This window comes from Belnapia arida (assembly GCF_016773205.1).
GTDB lineage: Bacteria > Pseudomonadota > Alphaproteobacteria > Acetobacterales > Acetobacteraceae > Belnapia > Belnapia arida.
This window is the reverse complement of record NZ_JAETWB010000008.1, coordinates 103,367-121,709: the sequence shown is the minus strand read 5'-3', so window position 1 is coordinate 121,709 and position 18,343 is coordinate 103,367. Positions and strand designations below refer to the sequence as shown.

Annotated in this window: 23 protein-coding genes and 1 pseudogene; 9 read left to right on the top strand and 15 right to left on the bottom strand. The window is 71.3% G+C overall.

Annotated elements, in window-relative coordinates; translation table 11 throughout:
* Positions 1-26: 26 nt before the first annotated feature.
* Positions 27-743 carry a cold-shock protein gene (locus JMJ56_RS17425; protein ID WP_202833047.1) on the top strand — a complete coding sequence of 239 codons (717 nt, stop codon included), beginning with the start codon at positions 27-29 and terminating at the stop codon, positions 741-743.
* Between the two features lie 68 nt (positions 744-811).
* Here the strand turns inward: JMJ56_RS17425 and JMJ56_RS17420 are convergent, their stop codons facing one another.
* A complete protein-coding gene (locus tag JMJ56_RS17420; RefSeq protein WP_202833046.1) occupies positions 812-2,035 on the bottom strand; it encodes an MFS transporter in 1,224 nt (407 codons plus the stop codon).
* Positions 2,036-2,117: 82 nt separating this feature from the next.
* On the opposite strand from JMJ56_RS17420, the gene JMJ56_RS17415 reads away from it, so the two are divergent.
* Entirely contained in the window at positions 2,118-3,020 is a 903-nt protein-coding gene (locus tag JMJ56_RS17415; RefSeq protein WP_202833045.1) for a LysR substrate-binding domain-containing protein, read from the top strand.
* Here JMJ56_RS17415 and metC read toward each other — a convergent pair.
* The 4 genes from metC to JMJ56_RS17395 are packed head-to-tail and all read right to left on the bottom strand — an operon-like array spanning position 3,009 to position 6,421.
* The gene (gene metC / locus JMJ56_RS17410; RefSeq protein ID WP_202833044.1) at positions 3,009-4,211 is read right to left on the bottom strand and encodes a cystathionine beta-lyase; all 1,203 of its coding nucleotides are present in this window, start codon (positions 4,209-4,211) and stop codon (positions 3,009-3,011) included. The genes JMJ56_RS17415 and metC overlap by 12 nt on opposite strands.
* Positions 4,211-5,056: a sulfurtransferase gene (locus JMJ56_RS17405; protein WP_202833043.1), complete on the bottom strand. Its 846-nt coding sequence runs from the start codon at positions 5,054-5,056 to the stop codon at positions 4,211-4,213. Before JMJ56_RS17405 ends, metC begins: the two co-directional genes overlap by 1 nt.
* A 4-nt stretch (positions 5,057-5,060) precedes the next feature.
* Positions 5,061-5,783, bottom strand: a complete 723-nt coding sequence (locus JMJ56_RS17400; protein WP_236037851.1) for an alanyl-tRNA editing protein — start codon at positions 5,781-5,783, stop codon at positions 5,061-5,063.
* On the bottom strand, positions 5,783-6,421 hold the full coding sequence (locus JMJ56_RS17395; protein ID WP_202833041.1) for an NUDIX domain-containing protein: 639 nt from the start codon (positions 6,419-6,421) through the stop codon (positions 5,783-5,785). The genes JMJ56_RS17400 and JMJ56_RS17395 overlap by 1 nt, the downstream gene beginning before the upstream one ends.
* 37 nt (positions 6,422-6,458) lie before the next feature.
* Between JMJ56_RS17395 and JMJ56_RS17390 the strand changes: the two genes are divergently transcribed.
* Positions 6,459-7,394: a DMT family transporter gene (locus JMJ56_RS17390; protein WP_202833040.1), complete on the top strand. Its 936-nt coding sequence runs from the start codon at positions 6,459-6,461 to the stop codon at positions 7,392-7,394.
* Here the strand turns inward: JMJ56_RS17390 and JMJ56_RS17385 are convergent.
* The 6 genes from JMJ56_RS17385 to parA all read right to left on the bottom strand — a co-directional run bounded on the left by JMJ56_RS17385 (position 7,384) and on the right by parA (position 10,874).
* Positions 7,384-8,394: a coiled-coil domain-containing protein gene (locus tag JMJ56_RS17385; protein ID WP_202833039.1), complete on the bottom strand. Its 1,011-nt coding sequence runs from the start codon at positions 8,392-8,394 to the stop codon at positions 7,384-7,386. The two genes, JMJ56_RS17390 and JMJ56_RS17385, sit on opposite strands and share 11 nt — an antisense overlap.
* 14 nt (positions 8,395-8,408) lie before the next feature.
* Entirely contained in the window at positions 8,409-8,774 is a 366-nt protein-coding gene (locus JMJ56_RS17380; protein ID WP_202833038.1) for a hypothetical protein, read from the bottom strand.
* A 131-nt stretch (positions 8,775-8,905) separates the two neighbouring features.
* A complete protein-coding gene (locus tag JMJ56_RS17375) occupies positions 8,906-9,334 on the bottom strand; it encodes a GNAT family N-acetyltransferase (RefSeq protein ID WP_202833037.1) in 429 nt (142 codons plus the stop codon).
* On the bottom strand, positions 9,331-9,777 hold the full coding sequence (locus JMJ56_RS17370) for a GNAT family N-acetyltransferase (RefSeq protein WP_236037849.1): 447 nt from the start codon (positions 9,775-9,777) through the stop codon (positions 9,331-9,333). Before JMJ56_RS17370 ends, JMJ56_RS17375 begins: the two co-directional genes overlap by 4 nt.
* On the bottom strand, positions 9,774-10,235 hold the full coding sequence (locus JMJ56_RS17365; RefSeq protein ID WP_202833036.1) for a CopD family protein: 462 nt from the start codon (positions 10,233-10,235) through the stop codon (positions 9,774-9,776). The genes JMJ56_RS17370 and JMJ56_RS17365 overlap by 4 nt, the downstream gene beginning before the upstream one ends.
* Positions 10,236-10,238: 3 nt before the next feature.
* Positions 10,239-10,874 (bottom strand): ParA family partition ATPase, encoded by a 636-nt coding sequence (gene parA / locus JMJ56_RS17360; RefSeq protein ID WP_202833035.1) that lies wholly within the window; start codon positions 10,872-10,874, stop codon positions 10,239-10,241.
* A gap of 110 nt (positions 10,875-10,984) precedes the next feature.
* On the opposite strand from parA, the gene JMJ56_RS17355 reads away from it, so the two are divergent.
* On the top strand, positions 10,985-11,725 hold the full coding sequence (locus JMJ56_RS17355) for an SDR family NAD(P)-dependent oxidoreductase (protein ID WP_202833034.1): 741 nt from the start codon (positions 10,985-10,987) through the stop codon (positions 11,723-11,725).
* A 1-nt stretch (position 11,726) separates the two neighbouring features.
* Here JMJ56_RS17355 and JMJ56_RS17350 read toward each other — a convergent pair whose 3' ends face one another.
* Positions 11,727-12,401: a DsbA family oxidoreductase gene (locus JMJ56_RS17350; protein WP_202833033.1), complete on the bottom strand. Its 675-nt coding sequence runs from the start codon at positions 12,399-12,401 to the stop codon at positions 11,727-11,729.
* A gap of 120 nt (positions 12,402-12,521) precedes the next feature.
* Here JMJ56_RS17350 and cysK point away from each other — a divergent pair, with 120 nt between their 5' ends.
* The 5 genes from cysK (at position 12,522) to JMJ56_RS17325 (ending at position 17,027) form a co-directional block, all read left to right on the top strand.
* Positions 12,522-13,436 carry a cysteine synthase A gene (gene cysK, locus JMJ56_RS17345; RefSeq protein WP_202833032.1) on the top strand — a complete coding sequence of 305 codons (915 nt, stop codon included), beginning with the start codon at positions 12,522-12,524 and terminating at the stop codon, positions 13,434-13,436.
* Positions 13,437-13,441: 5 nt separating this feature from the next.
* Positions 13,442-14,236: an enoyl-CoA hydratase/isomerase family protein gene (locus JMJ56_RS17340; protein ID WP_202833031.1), complete on the top strand. Its 795-nt coding sequence runs from the start codon at positions 13,442-13,444 to the stop codon at positions 14,234-14,236.
* A gap of 439 nt (positions 14,237-14,675) precedes the next feature.
* Positions 14,676-14,888, top strand: coding sequence for a hypothetical protein (locus tag JMJ56_RS17335; protein WP_202833030.1), 213 nt, complete (start codon positions 14,676-14,678; stop codon positions 14,886-14,888).
* Between the two features lie 61 nt (positions 14,889-14,949).
* Positions 14,950-15,693 (top strand): trehalose-phosphatase, encoded by a 744-nt coding sequence (gene otsB / locus JMJ56_RS17330; protein WP_202833029.1) that lies wholly within the window; start codon positions 14,950-14,952, stop codon positions 15,691-15,693.
* A complete protein-coding gene (locus tag JMJ56_RS17325) occupies positions 15,690-17,027 on the top strand; it encodes an alpha,alpha-trehalose-phosphate synthase (UDP-forming) (RefSeq protein ID WP_202833028.1) in 1,338 nt (445 codons plus the stop codon). The genes otsB and JMJ56_RS17325 overlap by 4 nt, the downstream gene beginning before the upstream one ends.
* Here JMJ56_RS17325 and JMJ56_RS17320 read toward each other — a convergent pair.
* The 3 genes and pseudogenes from JMJ56_RS17320 to JMJ56_RS36205 form a co-directional block, all read right to left on the bottom strand.
* Positions 17,024-17,659, bottom strand: a complete 636-nt coding sequence (locus JMJ56_RS17320) for a glutathione S-transferase family protein (RefSeq protein WP_202833027.1) — start codon at positions 17,657-17,659, stop codon at positions 17,024-17,026. The genes JMJ56_RS17325 and JMJ56_RS17320 overlap by 4 nt on opposite strands.
* Before the next feature lie 3 nt (positions 17,660-17,662).
* Positions 17,663-17,941 (bottom strand): glutathione S-transferase C-terminal domain-containing protein, encoded by a 279-nt coding sequence (locus tag JMJ56_RS36210; protein WP_202833026.1) that lies wholly within the window; start codon positions 17,939-17,941, stop codon positions 17,663-17,665.
* A gap of 127 nt (positions 17,942-18,068) precedes the next feature.
* Positions 18,069-18,290, bottom strand: a pseudogene (locus JMJ56_RS36205) (glutathione S-transferase N-terminal domain-containing protein); the annotation flags it as partial.
* Positions 18,291-18,343: the final 53 nt, after the last annotated feature.

The window sequence follows — 18,343 nt, the reverse complement described above, 5'->3', positions numbered from 1 at the left end:
CGACCTAGATACGGATCAATCAGCAAGTGCCTTCCGACAGCGACATCCAGGGCGGCGCCGGGCCCGTCGAAGCCCAGGTGAAATGGTACAATGCCCGCAAAGGGTTCGGCTTCGTGCTTGGCCCCGACGGACAGGACGTGTTCTTCCACGCCTCGGCCCTGACCGAGGCCGGGATCGAGCCCCCTGAAACCGGCGATACCCTGGTCTGCGAGATCGGCACGGATCGACAAGGCCGCAGGTTGGTTACCCGCATCACCGAGCGTCGGCTCGGCGAGGGCGGCGGGGCGGCAGCATCCGGCGCGGCGCGGCGTCCCTTCCGGGAAGGCGGCTTCGGCGATCGCCCGCCGCGGCGTGATTTCGGCGGCGGTGGGTTCGGCGACCGTCCCCCACGGCGCGACTTCGGCGGCGGCGGCTTCGGCGATCGTCCCCCGCGGCGCGACTTCGGTGCGGGCGGCGGCGGCTTCGGCGCCCCGCGCGCGGGCTTCGGCGACCGTCCTCCGCGGCGCGATTTCGGTGACCGCGATGCGGGCGGGCCGACCTACGCGGTGAACGGCACCGTCAAGTGGTTCGACCAGGTGCGCGGCTTCGGCTTCGTCACCCCGGATGATGGCGGGCAGGATGTCTTCCTGCATTCCTCCGTATTGCAGCGCGCCGGCAAGGCCGATGTGCAGCAGGGCGAGAAGGTCGCGCTCGACGTGCGCGATGGCCAGCGCGGGCGGCAGGCGGTCAGCCTGAAGGAATAAGACCCTCGCGCCCAGGCGTGACGGGTTGAAGGGGGTCCCGGCCGGAAGGCCGGGGCCCCTTTCTCGTATCAGGCGGCGGCCGGTCTTGCCGCACCCGGCCACCGCGGCAGGGCGGCCAGCATCTGGATCGTCCCGGCGACCAGCCCCATCCCGACCCCAAGCTTCCAGGCCAGGTCGTAGGAGCCAAGCTGGTCGAAGATCAGCCCGCCGCCGAAGGCGCCGAGGAAGCTGCCGACCTGATGGCTGGTGAAGGCGAGGCCCTGCACCATCGCCTGCCAGCGCAGCCCGAACATCTCCGCCGTCATCCCACCCACCAGCGGCGCCACGCCGAGCCAGAGGAAGCCCATGAGGGAGGCGAAGACCAGCGTGCTCTCCGGCGTCGGCGGCACGGCGAAGTACCAGGCGAGCACCAGCGAGCGCATCAGGTAGATGCCGCCCAGCAGCGCCGGCTTCGACCAGCGCCCGCCGGCCCAGCCGAAGAACAGGCTGCCGAGCACGTTGAAGCCACCGATCGCCGCCAGGGCCTGGGCCGCCAGCATCGGGTCCATGCCGCAGATCTGCAGGTAGGAGGGCAGGTGGGTGGTGAGGAAGACGAGTTGCAGCCCGCAGATGAAATAGGCCCCCGACATGACGAGGAAGGGCCCGTGCCGCATGGCGAGGCCGAAGGCGGCGCCGGCCGTCGTCGCATCGTCCCGCGCCGGCGGCAGCTTCACCTTGTCGACCCGCCCCGCTGCCCAGGCCGCGGGCAGCATGGCGAGGCCGAGCAGGAAGAAGCCGGCGACGCCGATGCGCCAGCCATAGCCGGCCGAGAGGATCTGCCCGATGGGCGCCGCGATCAGCGCCCCGAGCGAGCCGGCCGCCGAGACGATGCCGAGCACCGTGCTGCGCAAGGCCGGCGAGACGGGACGGGAGGCAACGGAGAGCGCCATGCCCGAGGCGGTGCAAGCCAGCGCCAGGCCGATCAGCACCCCCGCCCCGAGCGTCACCATGAGGGCCGAATGCGCCAGCCCCAGCAGCGCCAGCCCGGCGAGATAGGCGAGCACGCCCACCATCAGCACCGGACGGAAGCCGTAGCGCCCGGCGATCGCCCCGGCGAAGGGCTGCAGGAAGCCCCAGGCCAGGTTCTGCACCGCGACGGCCAGGGTGAATTGCGAGACGGCGATGCCGATGTCCTGCACCGCCGGTTGCATGAAGAGGCCAAGGCTCTGCCGCAGCCCCATGGCGAGGCTGAGGAGGACCGAGGCGCCGATGAGGATGGGCGCGACGGGTCTCAGCCCGCGAAGGTCAGCCATGTCCGGTTCATCCCCTGGAATTCTGGGATGTCAGCAGACGCCTTGGCGCGAGGCCCGTCCAACGAATAGTCTCTCTCCTGGGATGAGCTGGAATCATGCGAGCCATGCGGGTTTCGGTGGGCTGCCGCTCGCCGCGCTGCGCGCCTTCGAGGCGGCGGCGCGGCATGCCAGTTTCCAGGCCGGGGCGGCGGAAATCGGGCTGACGCCCTCGGCCGTCAGCCATCACGTGCGCGGGTTGGAAGCCGCGCTCGGCGTGCCGCTCTTCCGCCGTCTGCATCGCGGCGTGGCGCTGACCCCGGCCGGGGCAAGCCTGGCCGCATCCCTTGCCCATGGGTTCGGCGCCATCGCCGCAGCCTATGCCGCGGCCCGGGCGCCGCGCGGGCCGCTCGCCGTCTCCGGCGCTCCGGTCTTCGCCGCGCGCTGGCTGCTGCCGGCGATGGACGCGCTGCGGCGCGAGGGGATCGAGCTGCGGGTGGAGCTCTCCAGTCGCGCGGCCGATCTGGAGAGCGGCGCCTGCGACGTCGCCATCCGCATGGGGCGGCGGCCGCCGGCGCATCTGGCCTCGGAGCGGCTGGCCTTGACCACCGCGGTACTGCTCGCGTCGCCAGGACGGATGGCGGGACGGGCGGCGCTGACGCCCGAGGAGATCGCCGATGGGCCGCTGCTCGGCATCAAGCCGATGGCGGAGTTCTGGCCGCGGGTGCTGGCGCGGCTCGGCCTGCCGGAGGGGCCGCGGCGGGAGATCGTCTCCGATTCCATGGAGGCGGCGCTGCGCATGGCGGAGGGCGGCTTCGGCATCGGCTTCGCGCCGGAGGTTGCGGTGCAGGACCGCATTGCCGCCGGCACGCTCCGTCTCGCCCATCCGCGCCGCTTCGGCGGCAACGGGCAATGCTACTGGTTCGTCACCCGGCCGGAGGCGGCGGCGCAACCCGCCATCCGCCGGCTGCGGGAGTGGCTGAAGGCGGCGCTCGCCTCAGCGGGGTAGGGTGGCGAGCGCCTGCTCCAGGTCGGCGATGAGGTCGGCCGGCTCCTCGAGCCCGATATGCAGCCGCGCCATCGGCCCGCCGAACGCGCCCGTGCCGGCGCTGCGGGTGATGAAGCCCGTGGTCGGGATGGCGAGGCTCTCGAAGCCGCCCCAGCTCGCGCCGATGCCGAAGAGGGCGAGGCTGTCGATGAGGCGCATTACGTCCTCCATCGCATAGCGCGGCTGGAAGACGACGCCGAAGAGCGAGCAGGCGCCGGTGAAGTCCCGCTTCCAGATGGCGTGCTGCGGATGGCCCGGCAGGGCAGGGTGCATCACCTGCTTCACCTCCGGCCGGCCTTCCAGCCAACGCGCGACCTCAAGGCCGCTCGCCTCCTGGCGCTTGAGCCGCACCGCCATCGTGCGGACGCCGCGCAGCGCCAGCCAGACATCGTCCGGCGAGGCGTACTGGCCGAGCAGCGAGGAGGTGCCACGCACCGCGCGCCAATCCGCCTCGTCATTCACTGTGACGCTGCCGAGCAGCACGTCGGAATGGCCGCCGACATACTTGGTCAGCGCCTGGATGGAGACATCGACGCCATGCTGGAAGGGCATGAAGTGATGGATGCCCCAGGTGTTGTCCATCAGCACCTTCACCCCGCGCGCATGGGCGACGCGGGCGATGGCCGGGATGTCCTGCACCTCGAAGGTGTGGCTGCCGGGGCTCTCGGTGTAGAAGACCTTGGTATTGGGGCGGATGAGCGCGGCGGCGGCGGCCTCGTTCACGGTCGGGTCGTAATAGGTCGTCTCGATGCCCCAGCCCTTCAACAGCCCGTCGCAAATATTGCGCGCCGGGCCGTAGGCACTGTCCGGCATCAGGCAATGGTCGCCGGTCTTCAGATAGGCGAGCAGCGGCACCGCCACCGCGGCGAGGCCGGTGCCGACGACGAGGCAGTGCGTGCCGCCCTCGATCTCGGCGATGACGTCCTCGAAGGCGTAATGCGTCGGGCCGCCCTGCGTCCCGTAGGTCATGTACTGCTCGAAGCGGTGCTTCGCGCCCTCGCGCCGCGCCTCGCAATTCGGGAAGAGCACGGTGGAGCCGCGATGCACCGGCGGATTGACGAAGCCATGCACATGCGTCCCCGCCCGGCCGGCATGGCTGAGGCGGGTGGCGAAGCCCTGCGTCTTCGTCGAGGGGATGGAATCGTCCGGCATCAGGCGTGCACCTTCGGGGTTTCGGGCCGCCCGGCCCATTCGGTCCAGGAGCCGTCATAGACGGCGGGCTCGGGGAAGCCTGCCTGCACCAGGCCGAGCGAAAGGATGCAGGCGGTGACGCCCGTGCCGCAGGAGGCGACGACCGGCCGCTCCATGGTGACGCCCGCGGCGGTGAAGCGCTCGCGCAACGCCGCCGGGTCCAGCAGGGTCTGGTCGGGCCGCAGCAGGTCGGTGAAGGGCAGGTTCGCCGCGCCCGGCATGTGCCCGGAGGGCAGGCCCGGCCGCGGCTCCGGCGCCGTGCCATCGAACCGAGCCTTGGCGCGGGCATCGAGGATCAGCGCGCCGCCGCCACCCTGGCGGACGATGCGCTTGATGTCGCCGATTCCCCGCACCAGCTCGGCCTGGAAATCGGCGACGAATTCCGCGGAGTCCCGGGGCGGCGGCGGGCCTGCCTCGGTCGGACGGCCCTCCTTCACCCATTTCGGCAGGCCGCCATCCAGCACGGCCGCCTGGTGATGGCCGAAGAGGCGCATCAGCCACCAGCCGCGCGCCGCGGAGGCAAGGCCCTTCTGGTCGTAGAAGACGAGGCGGGCGCTGTTGGAGACGCCGAGCAGCCCCATCAGCTTCTCGAAGCGCGCCGCGCTCGGGATCATGTGCGGCAGCGTCGCATCCGGATCGGCGATGAGGTCGATGTCGAAGTAATCGGCGCCCGGCACATGCGTCTCGGCGAACTTCGCCTTCCCGTCGAAGGGCTCGTTGGGCAGGTATTTGGTGGTGTCGAAGACCATCAGCCCCGGCTTGCCAAGCTCGGCGGCCAGCCATTCAGTCGAGACCAGGTTCTCCATCGCGCTATTCCCCCTGCAGAACCAGATAGACCCGGCGGTTCTGCTTGCCCTTGTTCTCGAGCTTCGTCACCTCGACGCGGCCGATCTCGCCGGTGCGGCGGACATGCGTGCCGCCGCAGGGCTGCAGGTCGACCGGCGCCTCCTCCGACCCGATCCGCACCAGGCGGATTCGCCCTGCGCCGCGCGGCGGCTGCACCGAGAGGGTGCGGACGAGGGAGGGATTGGCCTCCAGCTCCGCCTCGCTGATCCAGCGCTCGCCGACGGGATGGTCGGCGGCGACGAGCGCGTTCAGCGCCTCGGTCAGCGACTCCTTGGTGGGCGGCGCGGCGAGGTCGAAATCAAGGCGGGAGCGGTCGGCGCCGATCTGCCCGCCGGTGACGCCGGCGCCGGGGATCAGGCTGCACAGCAGATGGAGGGCGGTATGCATCCGCATGTGCCGGTGGCGCGGGCCCCAGTCGAGCGCCGCCGTGACGGCGGCGCCCACCGGCGGCAGCGCCGCGCCCTCGGTGGGGAGGTGGAGGACGGTATCCTCAGGCCCCTTCACCGCCTTCACCACGGCCATCTCGCCGCCCTCCCAGCGCAGCCAGCCGGCATCGCCGGGCTGGCCGCCGGCCTGGGCGTAGAAGGGGGTGCGGTCCAGCACCACGCCCTCGGGCCCGGCGGCGAGGACCGTCGCGGCCGCTTCGGTCAGATAGGCGTCATCGCGGTAGAGCAGTTCTGTCGGCATCAGGCCCATTCCTGGCGCAGCCGGGGGCGGTGGTGGCGCAGCCACCAGAGGCAGAGCCCGGCCGTCGCATTCTCGATGCGGTGTTGGTCCAGCAGGGCGAAGGCCTCCTCCGCCGGCAGGATCAGCACCCGGATATCCTCGCCCTCGTTAACCAAGCCATGGGTGCCGGCGGCTGCGGCCTTGGGCAGGGTGACGCGGGCGGCGTAGAGAAACATCGTCTCGTCGCAGCCGCCCTGCATCAGCATGGTGCGGCTGATGAACTCCATCGGCCCGGCGCGAAGACCGGTCTCTTCCTCCAGCTCGCGCCGGGCGGCCGCTTCCGGGTCCTCGCCCTGCTCTAGAAGGCCGGCGGCGCATTCGGTCATGATGCCAGGGAAGCCGGCGGCGAGTGCGGGCAGGCGGAACTGCTCGATCAACGCCACCGCATCCGCCGCCGGGTCATAGGGCAGCACGGCGACGCCGCGGCCACGACGCCACAGCTCCCAGGTCAGCTCGGCCGAGCGCGCCCCATCGAATCGCTGGTAGCTGAAGCGCACGCGCTGGAGCGGGAAGCGGCCGTCCCAGACGACCTCATCCGCCAGCACATCGAGACCGGGATGCGCCGGGATGGGCGGCGCCTTGGGTGATCTGGCTTTCATGCGCCGGCGACCCTAGCCTTGGCGGGAAACGCCGTCCATGGACACCCAGACCGAAACCCTCCCTGCCGAGCCCGCCTCGGACCTCGCCGCGCGACGCCGGCGTGCCGTGCTCGGCGTGCTGGGCGCGGCCGCCGTCTTCTCGCTGGCCGCCGTGCTGGTGAAGGGGCTGCGCGGCGAACTGCCGCTGGCGCAGGTGGTGCTCTGCCGCAACCTCTTCGCCATCCCGGCCCTGCTGCCGCTGCTCTGGCAGGCGGGTGGCATCGCCGCGCTCCGCACCCGGAACCCGGTGCTGCACGGGGTGCGGATGCTGACCGGCCTGGCCGGCATGGCGGGCGCCTTTTACGGCTACACGGTGCTGCCGCTGGCGACCGTCACCGCGCTCGGCTTCACCATGCCGCTCTTCCTGACGTTGCTCTCCATCCCCCTGCTCGGTGAGCGGGTGGGGCCGCGGCGGGGGCTGGCGGTGCTGGTCGGCTTCGGCGGCGTGCTGCTGATGGCGCTGCCCATGGGCGGATCGGGCGGTGGGGCGGGGCAGGGGCACCTGCCGGGGACGCTCGCCGTGCTGGCGGGCGCGGTCTGCTGGGCGCTCTCGATGATCACCATCCGCCGCATGGGCCATGCCGGCGAAAGCAATGCGACGATCGTGCTCTGGTTCGCCCTCGGCGCGACGCTGGTCTCGGGCGCCCTCGCGCTGCCCGTATGGGTGCCGCCCACCCCGCTGCAATGGGCGATGCTGGCCGGCACCGGCCTGCTCTCCGCCATCGCCCAGGTGATGATGACGGAGGCCTACAGGCGGGGCGAGGCGACGCTGCTCGCCCCCTTCGAATACTCCGCCATCCTCTGGACGACTCTGATGGGCGTGCTGCTCTGGGGCGAGCTGCCGGATGGCTGGGACGTCGCCGGCATCGCCGTGCTGGTCGGCAGCGGCCTCTATATCTGGCGGCGAGAGGTGGCCCTCGGCCTCAGGCGGTGAGCGCCGGCACCGGCACCGGCACCGGCTGGCGGCCCTCGGCGCGGCCATGGCGGCGGTAGTGCTCGCGGCCCGAGGACAACTGCTCCGCCTTCACCGCGGCCTGCACATCCGGATACCGCTGCAAGTACCAGGCCTCGTCGAACTCGAACTCCTCCTGCTCCTCCGCATCCGGCTCGGGCGGGGCAAGGCGGCCGGTCTCGGCGCGCAGGCGCAGAAGCTGGATCTGCAGCATCATCACCGCCTCCTGCGCGTGGTTGCGCGCGTTCTCGGCCTCGTTGCGGGCGAGGGTGAGGCTGGCTTGCTCGGCCTCGAGCCGGGCGAGGGTCTCGGCGGCGGTGCGAGCCCCGGCCACGGCCTTGCCGGCCCTTGCCTCGGCAGCGGCTTCCGCCTGGCTGGCGGCGTCGCGCTCGGCGCGGAGGCTGGCGGCCTCCGCCTCGGTCGCCTGCCGGGCCTTCAGTAGCGCGTCGCGTTCGTCGCGGACGCGGAGGGCGGCGGCGCGCAACTCGTTGAAGCGGGACTCGGCGGTCTTGCGCGCCTCCTCCGCCGCCTGGCGGGCAGCGAGGTGCTCGTCCCATTCGGCGCGGAGGCCTGCGATGCCCGCCTCGGCAGCCTGGCGGGCCGCGAGGTGCTCGTTCCAGGCGGCGCGCAACCCTGCCGCCTCGGCCTCCGCCGCCTGCGCCTGGGACTCGGCGGCCGCGATGCGGGACTCCGCCGCCTGGCGGGCGGCGAGATGCTCGTCCCATCCCGCACGCATCGCCGTGGCATCGGCCAGCGCCTGCATGGCCGTGGCCTCGGCGGCGGCGCGGGCGGCGGCATGGGCGTCCCATTCGGCGCGGAGCGCGGCGGCCTCGGCGACCGCCGCATCGGCATGCCGCTGGAGCAGCACGCGCTCGTATTCGGCCCGGCCGATCAAGGCCGAGAGCCGCTCGTATTCGGCGCGGTAGTCGTCGCGCTCCGCCTCGATCTGCCGCTTGGCCGGCCTCAGGACCCGTTCGAGCATCGTATCCGTCCCGTTCAGACGCCCTGGGGCCGGATGCCGCGCGCCATCAGGCGGAGGCTCCCGGCCATGACCTGCAGCCGTGTCGCCAACTGGCCGAGGCCGCGCCGGCGCAGCGGGTTCCAGCGCCCGCGGCGTTCGGCCAGGCAGCGCTCCGCCACGGCCTCGCATTGCCGGGCGGCGGCTTCCAGCCCGGCGAGATAGCCTTGGGCGAAATCGCGATCCTGCTCCTCATCGGCCAGCCAGCCAGCCTGCAACCAAGTTCCGAGGCTGCCGGCGAGCGGAGCGGGAAGGGGCGTCCCGGCCTCCGCCAGCCCCAAGGCGATGGACCGCAGCAACGCCATCTCCGCCGTGGACGGCGCCCCGGCTAGGTCTTGCTGCACGCCCAACACCCCGGCTCCCCTCCATCAACCGCAAAGCGCGTCACCATACCGGAGCAAGCTTGCCGGAATGCTGATCGCCAAGCCCTGTCTTCTAACGTCTTGGTTGCGTCTGTCAGCGGGTCAACCCCGCCTCAGGCGGGCATGAGGCGCTTGGCGAACCAGTAGCGGATGGCGCCTGGCGGCATGTCGATCACCTGCCCGACCTCGACATAGCCCTGCTTGCGGTAGAAGTCCGGCGCCTGGAAGGACCAGGTGTTGAGATGGGTGCCGCTGCACCCGTTCTCCCGCGCCAGCGCCTCGGCCGCGGCGAGCAGGCGGCTGCCCCAGCCCTGGCCGCGGAAGGGCTCGGCAACCCAGAGCCAATCGACATAAAGCCAGCCCCAGGCAATGTCGCATCGGGCCCCGCCCTGAACCGCGCCGGCCGCGTCGCGCGCCAGGACCCAGTGCTCCTCCCCGCGCAGCCGGCCATAGGCAGCGCGGTTATGCGCAGCGAGGCCACGGCCGACCGCCTTCCGGTCGGCGAGGGCGGGTCGCGCCGCGGTCTCCAGGGCGAGGTTCACAGCGTCTTCTGGAACCAGATGCGGGCATGGCCGGGCGGCATGCCTTCGAGCCGGCCGAATTCGGCATAGCCGTGCCGGGTCCAGAAGCCCGGCGCCTGGAAGCTGAAGGTATCCGTATAGGCATGGGTGCAGCCGCGGGCGCGAGCGATGGCCTCCGCCCGCTCCAGCAACTGCCCGCCGAGCCCTTGGCCGCGCTGGTCCGGTGCCATCCACAGCCAATCGATGAAGAGCCAGTTCCAGTAGGTGAGGCCGAGCAGCCCGCCGCGGACCTCGCCGGCCGGGTCGCGGGCGAGGACGGTCACCGGCTCCCGGTCGTAGGGCCCGCCCATCTCCTGGTTGTAGGCATGGAGGCCGCGCTGGATGGCGGCAACGGCCTCCATCTCCGGATAGTCGTCCTCGCTGATCTCGATGGCAGGCCGGTCGTCTCGCTGCGGGTCGCTCATCCGCCGAACCGCCCCCAGGCGGCGACGCCCGTGGTCAGCAGGCCGAGGACGAGATTCATGACGATGAGCAGGCGGATGCGGTCGGCCTGCACGGCCGCGCTGGCCGCATCGCCCCGGGCGCGGGCGGTGCGGAATTCCCGCCAGGGCCCGGTGACGATGGTGAGGAAGACCCCGGCCATCAGCAGCGCGGTGAGATGCATGACATGGATGTGCCACCCCGCGCCGCGGAAGCCGCCATACCAGCCGAAGAGCAGCAGGTAGCCGGTCAGCAGCAGGATCGGCATGGCATGCCAGACGATGAGGAAGAAGCGCTTCAGCACCGCCTCGTGCAGGGCGAGGCGCTGCGGCGGCTCCAGCACCGCGAGCGCCGGGCGGAGGACGAGGATGGCGAAGACCATCCCCCCGACCCAGAGCACTGCCCCGAGCACGTGGAGGGCGTAGAACAGGCTACCCAGCATCGATCATTCCTTGGACATGGCGGCGATGGCAGCCGTGAGCGCCCGCAGTTCAGCTGCGGCGGGGCTCTTCGGCGCGGACTCGGTCACTGCGAGCCCGTCGAGGAAGGCAGTGACGAATTCAACCCTGTTGCCGAGGCTGCTCCCCAGCACCGGCACGCCGCGCTCGGCGAGCGCCGCCCGGATGCTCTCCCGCAGCCGCCCCTGCGCGGGCACGCGGTTGAGCACGGCGGTGACACGGCGATGCGCCTCGACCGCCAGCTTCACCGTCGCCTCGCTGGCCCAGAAATCGGCGGGCGAGGGTTGCATCGGCATCAGGATGAGGTCGGCGGCGCGGATCACCTGCTTCGTCTCGGTCTCGGCATGGGGCGGGGTGTCGACGATGACGAAGTCCTGGTCGCGCCGCAGCCGGTCCAGCGCACCCGGGACGCGCCAGCCGGAGGGGCTGTCGAAGCTCAGCGACCGGGCGCGGGCGCCCTGCTTCTGCCGCTCCTGGTGCCAGCGGGCGAGGGATTGCTGCGGGTCCGTATCCAGCAGGGCGACGCGGTGGCCCTCGCCCGCCAGCGCCGCCGCCAGGTTGGCCGCGACGGTCGACTTTCCGGCGCCCCCCTTCTGCTGCGCCACCGCCACGACGAAGGCCATCCCTGCTGCTCCCTGCGCGAAAGCGGGCAACCTAGCCCGGATCGGCGCGGAGGCCAGCATCGCCATGCCGGGAGCCCCGGTTTAGCCTGGGCATCTTGAGGGAGGGTTGCATGAACCAGCTTGATCTGCAGGGGCGCGTCGCCGCCATCACCGGCGGAGCGCGCGGCATCGGGCTCGCCATCGCCGAGCGCATGGCGGCAAGCGGTGGCCGCGTCGCGCTCTGGGATGTCGACCTGGGCGAGGCGGAACGGCAGGCGGCACGCCTCGGCGGCGTCGCGGCGCGGGTGGACGTGACCGACCTCGGTGCGATCGAGGCGGCCCTCCAGGCGACCGAGACGGCGCTCGGGCCGGTCGACATCCTCGTCGCCAATGCCGGGATCACCGGGCCGAATGCGCCGGTCGAGAGCTATCCGGTCGATGCCTGGCGGCAGGTGATCGAGATCGACCTGACGGGCGTCTTCCTTTGCTGCCGGGCAGTGGTGCCGGGGATGCGGGCGCGCAACTACGGCCGCATCGTCAACATCGCCTCGGTCGCGGGGAAAGAGGGCAACCCGAATGCCGCGGCCTATTCGGCGGCGAAGGCAGGGGTGATCGGCTTGACCAAGTCGCTCGGCAAGGAGCTGGCGACCACCGGCATCCGGGTGAATTGCGTAACGCCGGCGGCGGCGAAGACCGACATCTTCAAGCAGATGACCGAGGCGCAGATCGGCTACATGCTCAGCAAGATCCCGGCGAACCGCTTCGTCGATGTCGAGGAGATCGCGGCGCTTGCCTGCTGGCTGGCAACCGAGGATTGCAGCTTCTCGACCGGTGCGGTGTTCGACGTGTCGGGTGGCCGGGCGACCTACTGAGCTAGGCCGCCTGCTGGCGAAGGATGGCAAGGCCCCGTCGGATCGCCTCCGCGATCCGCTCGGCCGGCATCGCCCCGCTGAACAGCACATGCCCGTCGAGCGCGAAGGTCGGCACGCCGGAGAGTCCCATCTGGCGAAAGCCGGCATCCTCGGCGCGGATTTCCTCAACCCCTTCGCCGCTGGCGAGAAAGGCCGCGGCCGCTTCGGCATCCAGCCCCGCCTCGCCGGCCAGCGCGGCGAGCACCTCAAGCTGGCCGATATCCCGGCCCTCCTGGAAATACGCGCGGAAGATCGCCTCCTTCACGGCCGATTGCTGGGCGAGGCTGCGCTCCCCGGCCCAATGGATCAGCCGGTGCGCGGCGATGGTGTTCGGCGTCCGCTGCATCAGGTCGTGGCGGAATTCGAGCCCGGCGGCGCGGCCGGCCGCGGCGACCTGGGCATCGAGCTCTCGCCCGCGCGCCTCGCTGCCGAATTTGGCGGCGCGGTAGCTGGCGCGGTCCACGCCCTCCACCGGCATGTCGGGATTGAGCTGGAAGGCGCGCCAATGCACCTCGAACCGCTCGCCCTCGGCGGCGAGCAGCGCGAGCGCCCCCTCGAGGTTGCGCTTGCCGATCCAGCACCAGGGGCAGATGGCGTCGGAGACCACGTCGATCCGCGAGGGACGGGGCTGGTCCATGGGTGTTCTCCTGCTGGTCCCGGCAAGGTCGGCCCTCGGTCCTCCCGCTGCAAGATGCGTCCTGCTGGACTAGCGCCGGGCGTGCCACCATCTTCCCCGGCGCAACCGGGAGGAGCCCCGATGAAGGTCCAGAACGTCCTCGCCACCATCGGCGGCACGCCGCATATCCGCCTCAACCGACTCTTCGCCGGGGCGGAGGTTTGGATCAAGTCGGAACGGGCGAATCCGGGCGGCTCGATCAAGGACCGCATCGCCCTCTCCATGGTCGAGGCGGCCGAGGCCTCAGGCGCGCTGAAGCCGGGCGGGACGATCGTCGAGCCGACCTCGGGCAATACCGGCATCGGCCTCGCCATGGTGGCGGCGGTGAAGGGCTACCGGCTCATTCTCGTCATGCCCGAGAGCATGTCGGTGGAGCGGCGGCGGCTGATGCTGGCCTACGGGGCCAGCTTCGACCTGACGCCGCGGGCGGGCGGGATGAAGGCCGCCATCGCCCGGGCGCAGGAGATCGTCGCCGCCACGCCCGGCGCCTGGCTGGCGCAGCAATTCGAGAATCCAGCCAATCCGGAGGTGCATGCGCGCACCACCGCGCAGGAAATCCTGCAGGACTTCCCCGAGGGCATCGACGCGCTCATCACCGGCGTCGGCACCGGCGGGCACATTACCGGCTGCGCCCGGGTGCTGAAGGCGCAGTGGCCGGGCCTGAAGGTCTTCGCGGTGGAGCCCGCGGCCTCGCCGGTCATCTCGGGCGGCGAGCCCTCGCCGCACCCAATCCAGGGCATCGGCGCCGGCTTCATCCCGGTCAATCTGGAGACCGGGCTGCTGGACGGCGTCGTCAAGGTCCAGGCCGACGACGCCAAGGAGTACGCCCGGCGCTCGGCGCGCGAGGAGGGCCTGCTGGTCGGCATGTCCTCCGGCGCGACGCTCGCCGCCATCGCGCAGAAACTGCCGGAGCTGCCCGCCGGCAGCCGGGTGCTCGGCTTCAACTACGACACCGGCGAGCGCTACTTCTCGGTCGCCGATTTCCTGCCGGAGTGAGCCGCATGGCCGATGAGACCCCCCTGCTGGTGACCCGCGAAGGGCCCGTCATCCGCGCCACGATGAACCGGCCGGAGCGGCGCAACGCCCTCAGCCTGGCGATGGGCGAGGCCTGGGACCGGTTGCTGGCGGAGCTCGCCGCCGACCGCAGCGCGCGGGTGCTGGTGATCGCCGGCGCCGGCGGGCATTTCTGCGCCGGCCTCGACCTGACCGAGGTGGCCTCCGACGAGGCGCCGGAGCAGAAGCTGGCCCGGCAGCAGGCCCGCAACCGCCGCACCGGCGCCCGCTTCGCCGACATCGCGGCGCTGCCGCAGGTGGTGATCGCGGCGATTGAGGGGTCCTGCCATGCCGGCGGGCTCGGCTTCGCCTGCGCGGCGGACATTGCCTTCGCCGCCGGAAATGCCCGCTTCGCCGCGCCCGAGGTGCGGCGCGGCCTGGTGCCGGCGCAGATCCTGCCCTGGCTGGTCCGGCGCATGGGGCGGCCGGCGGTGACGCGGATGGTGCTGGAAGCGGCGGTGATCGACGCCGCGGAGGCAGGGCGGATCGGCCTGGTGCATCAGGTCCTGCCCGATGCGGTGGCGCTCGCGGCGCAGCTGGAGGCGACCGTCGCCGCCGTGCTGGAGGGGGCGCCGGGGGCGCTGGCCGAAACCAAGGGGCTGCTGGCCGCGCTGGGGCCCGTCGCGCCGGAGGCCTATGCCGAGGCGGGGGCCGCCGCCTTTGCCCGAACCGCGTCCAGCGAGGAGGCAGAGGAAGGCATCGCCGCCTTCAAGGCGAAGCGGAAGCCGCGCTGGACGGGCTGACTGTTGTGGAAATCATTCATGGCTTGGCGGTCCGAGCGCAATCGCCGGAGTCCTCGATGGCGAAGGGCGCTGAGCCCATACCGGACGACAAGTTGAAGCATGACCCGCGACGGACTGGCCGCGGGTCATAGTATTTTACTTTCTCCAACCTGGAGTTCCGCGGCTCGGCAACAACGTAAAACGCCTAGCTGATGTTACTATTGAGGAGCCTGTTTAAAGCTTTTCGAACCCGGCCTCAGGCTTGGCTCGTCTTGCGAGGATTTATGAAGCGCAACAACCGGTGCGCCAAGGGTTAATGGGCTGGGTGCACCAACTGTGCCTCAAAGCCAACGCGCTGCCAGCGCACGCAATCACTTTTGCGGGAGATTTGCATCGCGATATCGTGTATGCCGTGTGCATCGGTCTCCTAAGGGCCGTTCCTTGCGGAAGGGTGGAAGGCATGCACGACAAATCCCGGGGCGAATGGCGCATCGAAACCTTCGCGCTCGCCATCGCCATCCTGTGGATGTTGGCGCTGCAACTCATTTGCGTCGTGCTTTGGGATAGCGGCTGGCTGACTCGTCAGGGCGCGCTGGTGCATTGGCTGCTCGTCGGCGTGCTGCCGCCGGCGCTTGCCCTGTGGCAGTTGGAGGGCCACCGACCTACGGCTTGACAGGCCTGTTTCACGCAGCCGTGACGCAACCGCGGCGGCGATCTCTGCTTGTTCCGGCCGCATGCCTGATCTCATCACCCTGCCGCCGCCGCCCCGGGTTCCAGGCCTGGGGCAGATAGCGGATGCGGCGCTTTTCCTCGATTTCGACGGGACGCTGGTGGAGATCGCCCCACGCCCCGATGCGGTGGTCGTGCCGGAGCAACTGCCGCCCCTGCTGCATCGGCTGACCGAGGGACTGGGCGGCGCACTGGCCGTGGTCAGCGGCCGGGCACTCGCCGCACTCGACCATTTCCTGCCGGTGCCGATCCCGAAGGCAGGGGATCACGGCGCCTCGCTTCGCCCGGACCCCTTCGCCCCGCCCCTCCTGCGGGACTTCGCCGATGTGCCGCCCGAGTGGCGGGCCGCTGCCGACATGCTGGTCGCCCGGCATCCTGGCGCGCTGGTCGAAGACAAGGCACATGGCTTCGTCATCCATTACCGCCTGGCGCCGGGCATGGGGGAGGCGGCGCGCGGGCTGCTCGCTGGCTTCGTCGCCCAGAATCCCCAGGCCTTCGACCTGCTTGAGGCCCGCATGGCCTGGGAGCTCCGGCCACGCGGCGCTTCCAAGGCAACGGCAGTGCATGCGCTGATGGCCCGCGCCCCCTTCACCGGCCGCACGCCCGTCTTCATCGGCGATGACGTGACTGACGAGGAAGGAATGGAGGCCGCCCGGAGCTATGGCGGCCAGGGCTGGCGGCTCGACGACATGTTCGGCACCCCGCAGGTGCTGCGCGAATGGCTCGCCGAGGCTGCGTCCGGGCGATGAGCAGCCGCCTCGTCATCGTCGCCAACCGCGTTCCCAATCCCAAGGACCGCGGCGCCACGGCGGGCGGCTTGGCGGTCGCCCTGCATGATGCCGTCGCCCAGCGCGAGGCGATGTGGTTCGGCTGGTCCGGCCAGACCGCCGAGGCCACGGCGGAGCGGCCGGCCGAGGTCGTCCAGGGCAGGCTGACCTACGCCACGCTCGACCTGGGGCGGGAGGCCTATACCCGCTACTACCAGGGCTTCGCCAATGCCGTGCTCTGGCCGACGCTGCACTACCGGCTCGGCCTCGCCCGCTTCCAGCGCGAGGACTACATCGGCTACCGTGCGGTCAATGCCGCCTTCGCCGCCGCCCTCGCACCGCTGCTGCGGCCGGGCGACCTGGTCTGGACGCATGACTTCCACCTCTTCCCCTTCGGGCGGGAGCTGCGGCGGCTCGGCTGCACGCAACGGCAGGGCTTCTTCCTGCATGTGCCCTTTCCGCCCTTCGGCCTGTTCTGCGCCCTCCCGCGCGCGGAGGAGCTGCTGGCCGACCTCGCCGCCTATGACGTGATCGGCGTGCAGACCGAGGACGACGCCGCCAACCTGCGCGGCGCGCTGGAAGCGGTAGGGCAGGGCGAGGCCGCCCGCCGGGTCGCCGCCTTTCCCGTCGGCATTGACGCCGACGCCTTCCTCCGCCTCGCCGAGCGCGCCCTGTCCCGGGTCGAGACCCGCCGCTTCGAGCAGAGCCTCGTCGGCCGCGCCCTCGTCATGGGCGTGGACCGGCTGGACTACACCAAGGGCCTGCCGCAGCGCTTTGCCGGCTATGCTCAGTTGCTGGCCCGCTTCACCACCAATCGCGGCCGGGCGACCTACCTCCAGGTGACGCCGGTGTCGCGCGGCGACGTGGCGCAATACCGCAGCCTGCGGCGCGAGCTGGACGAATGGGCCGGCCGCATCAACGGGCAATATGCCGAGCCGGACTGGGTGCCGCTGCGCTACATGACGCGGCCGGTGCAGCGGCCGGTCCTCGCCGGCTTCATGCGCCTTGCCCGGGTCGGGCTGGTGACGCCGCTGCGGGACGGGATGAACCTCGTCGCCAAGGAATATGTCGCGGCGCAGAACCCAGCCGATCCTGGCGTGCTGGTGCTCTCCCGCTTCGCCGGGGCGGCGCCTTCCATGCCAGGCGCGCTGCTGGTCAACCCGCTCGACCCGGATGAGATCGCCGAGAGCCTCGACGCGGCGCTCTCCATGCCGCGGGAGGAGCGGGTGGCGCGCTGGCAGGCCAATCGCCCCGCCGTCTGGGAGGCGAGCGCCAGGGCCTGGAGCCAGTCCTTCCTGGCGGCCCTGGAAGGTTAGCTCAGCGGCACTGCCACATGGGTGCGGTAGGGCGTCCGCTCCCGCAGCCGGTCGTACCAAGCGCGCAGCCGTGGCAGGTCCGGCCGCTCGATCGGCAGCTGGAACCAGCGGTGCAGGAAGCCGCCGAGGGCGATGTCGCCCAGGCCGAAGCCGCCGGCGATGTAGTCCCGCCCCTCGAGCGCCGCATCGGCGATGCGCCAGAGCCGCTCCGCCGCCACCCGCGCCGTCTCCGCCGCGGCGAGGTCGCGCCGCTCCGCCGGCGTCCGCACCCAGGTCCAGAAGATCACTCGCATCGGCTCGTTCATCGAGGCGAGCGTCCAGTCCATCCAGCGCTCGGCATCGGCCCGTGCTTCCGGCGCCTCCGCATAGAAGGCATTGCCGCCCGGCTGGGTGCGGCAGAGGTAGCGGAGGATCGCGTGGCTTTCCCAGAGCGTGTAGCCATGCGGCATGACGAGGGTCGGTACCGTGGCGTTCGGGTTCATCGCCGCATACTCGGCATCCCGCGTGCGGCCGAACTCGCCCCCGGCATCGATGCGGTGGAAGGGGATGGCCAGCTCGTCGAGCAGCCAGAGCACCTTCATCACATTGACCGAAGTGGCCCGGCCCCAAACGGTGATCGGCGGATGGTCCATGGTTCAGCGCATCTCGACGGCAACATGGGTGGCAAAGCCGGGGTGCCGCTCGCGCAGGCGGGCGTACCAGGCTTCGAGGTTCGGCATCGGCGCCCGCTCGATCGGCAGGGCGAACCAGCGGTGCAGATAGGGGCCGAGCGCAATATCGGCCAGCGAGAAGCCGCCCGCCACATAGTCCCGCCCCGCGAGTTGCCGGTCCACCATCGCCCAGAGCCGCTCGGCGGCGTCGCGCGCGTGGGCCGTTGGCGGCGTGGTCGCGCTCGGCCTCGGGCGTACGGACATAGGTGAAGAAGATCGTCACCATGGGCGGGTTCAGGCTGGCGAGCTGCCAGTCCATCCAGCGCTCGACATCGGCGCGGGCGCGCGGCTCGGCGGGGTGGAGCGGGCTTCCCGGCCCATGGACGGCGACCAGGTAGCGGAGGATCGAATTGCTCTCCCAGAGGGAGAAGCCGTCCGGCTCCTCGATGGTGGGCACCGTGCCGTTGGGGTTCATGGCGAGGTAGCCGGGCTCGGCGGTACGGCCGTGCTCGCCGCCGGCCTCGATCCGTTCATAGGGCAGGGGAAGCTCCTCGCAGAGCCAGAGCAGCTTCATCACATTGCTTGAGGTGGTGCGGCCCCAAAGCCTCAGCATCGCGGTGCCTCTTCCGATCCGGCGCGGACCCTATGCGCCCTTCGCCGTGCGGT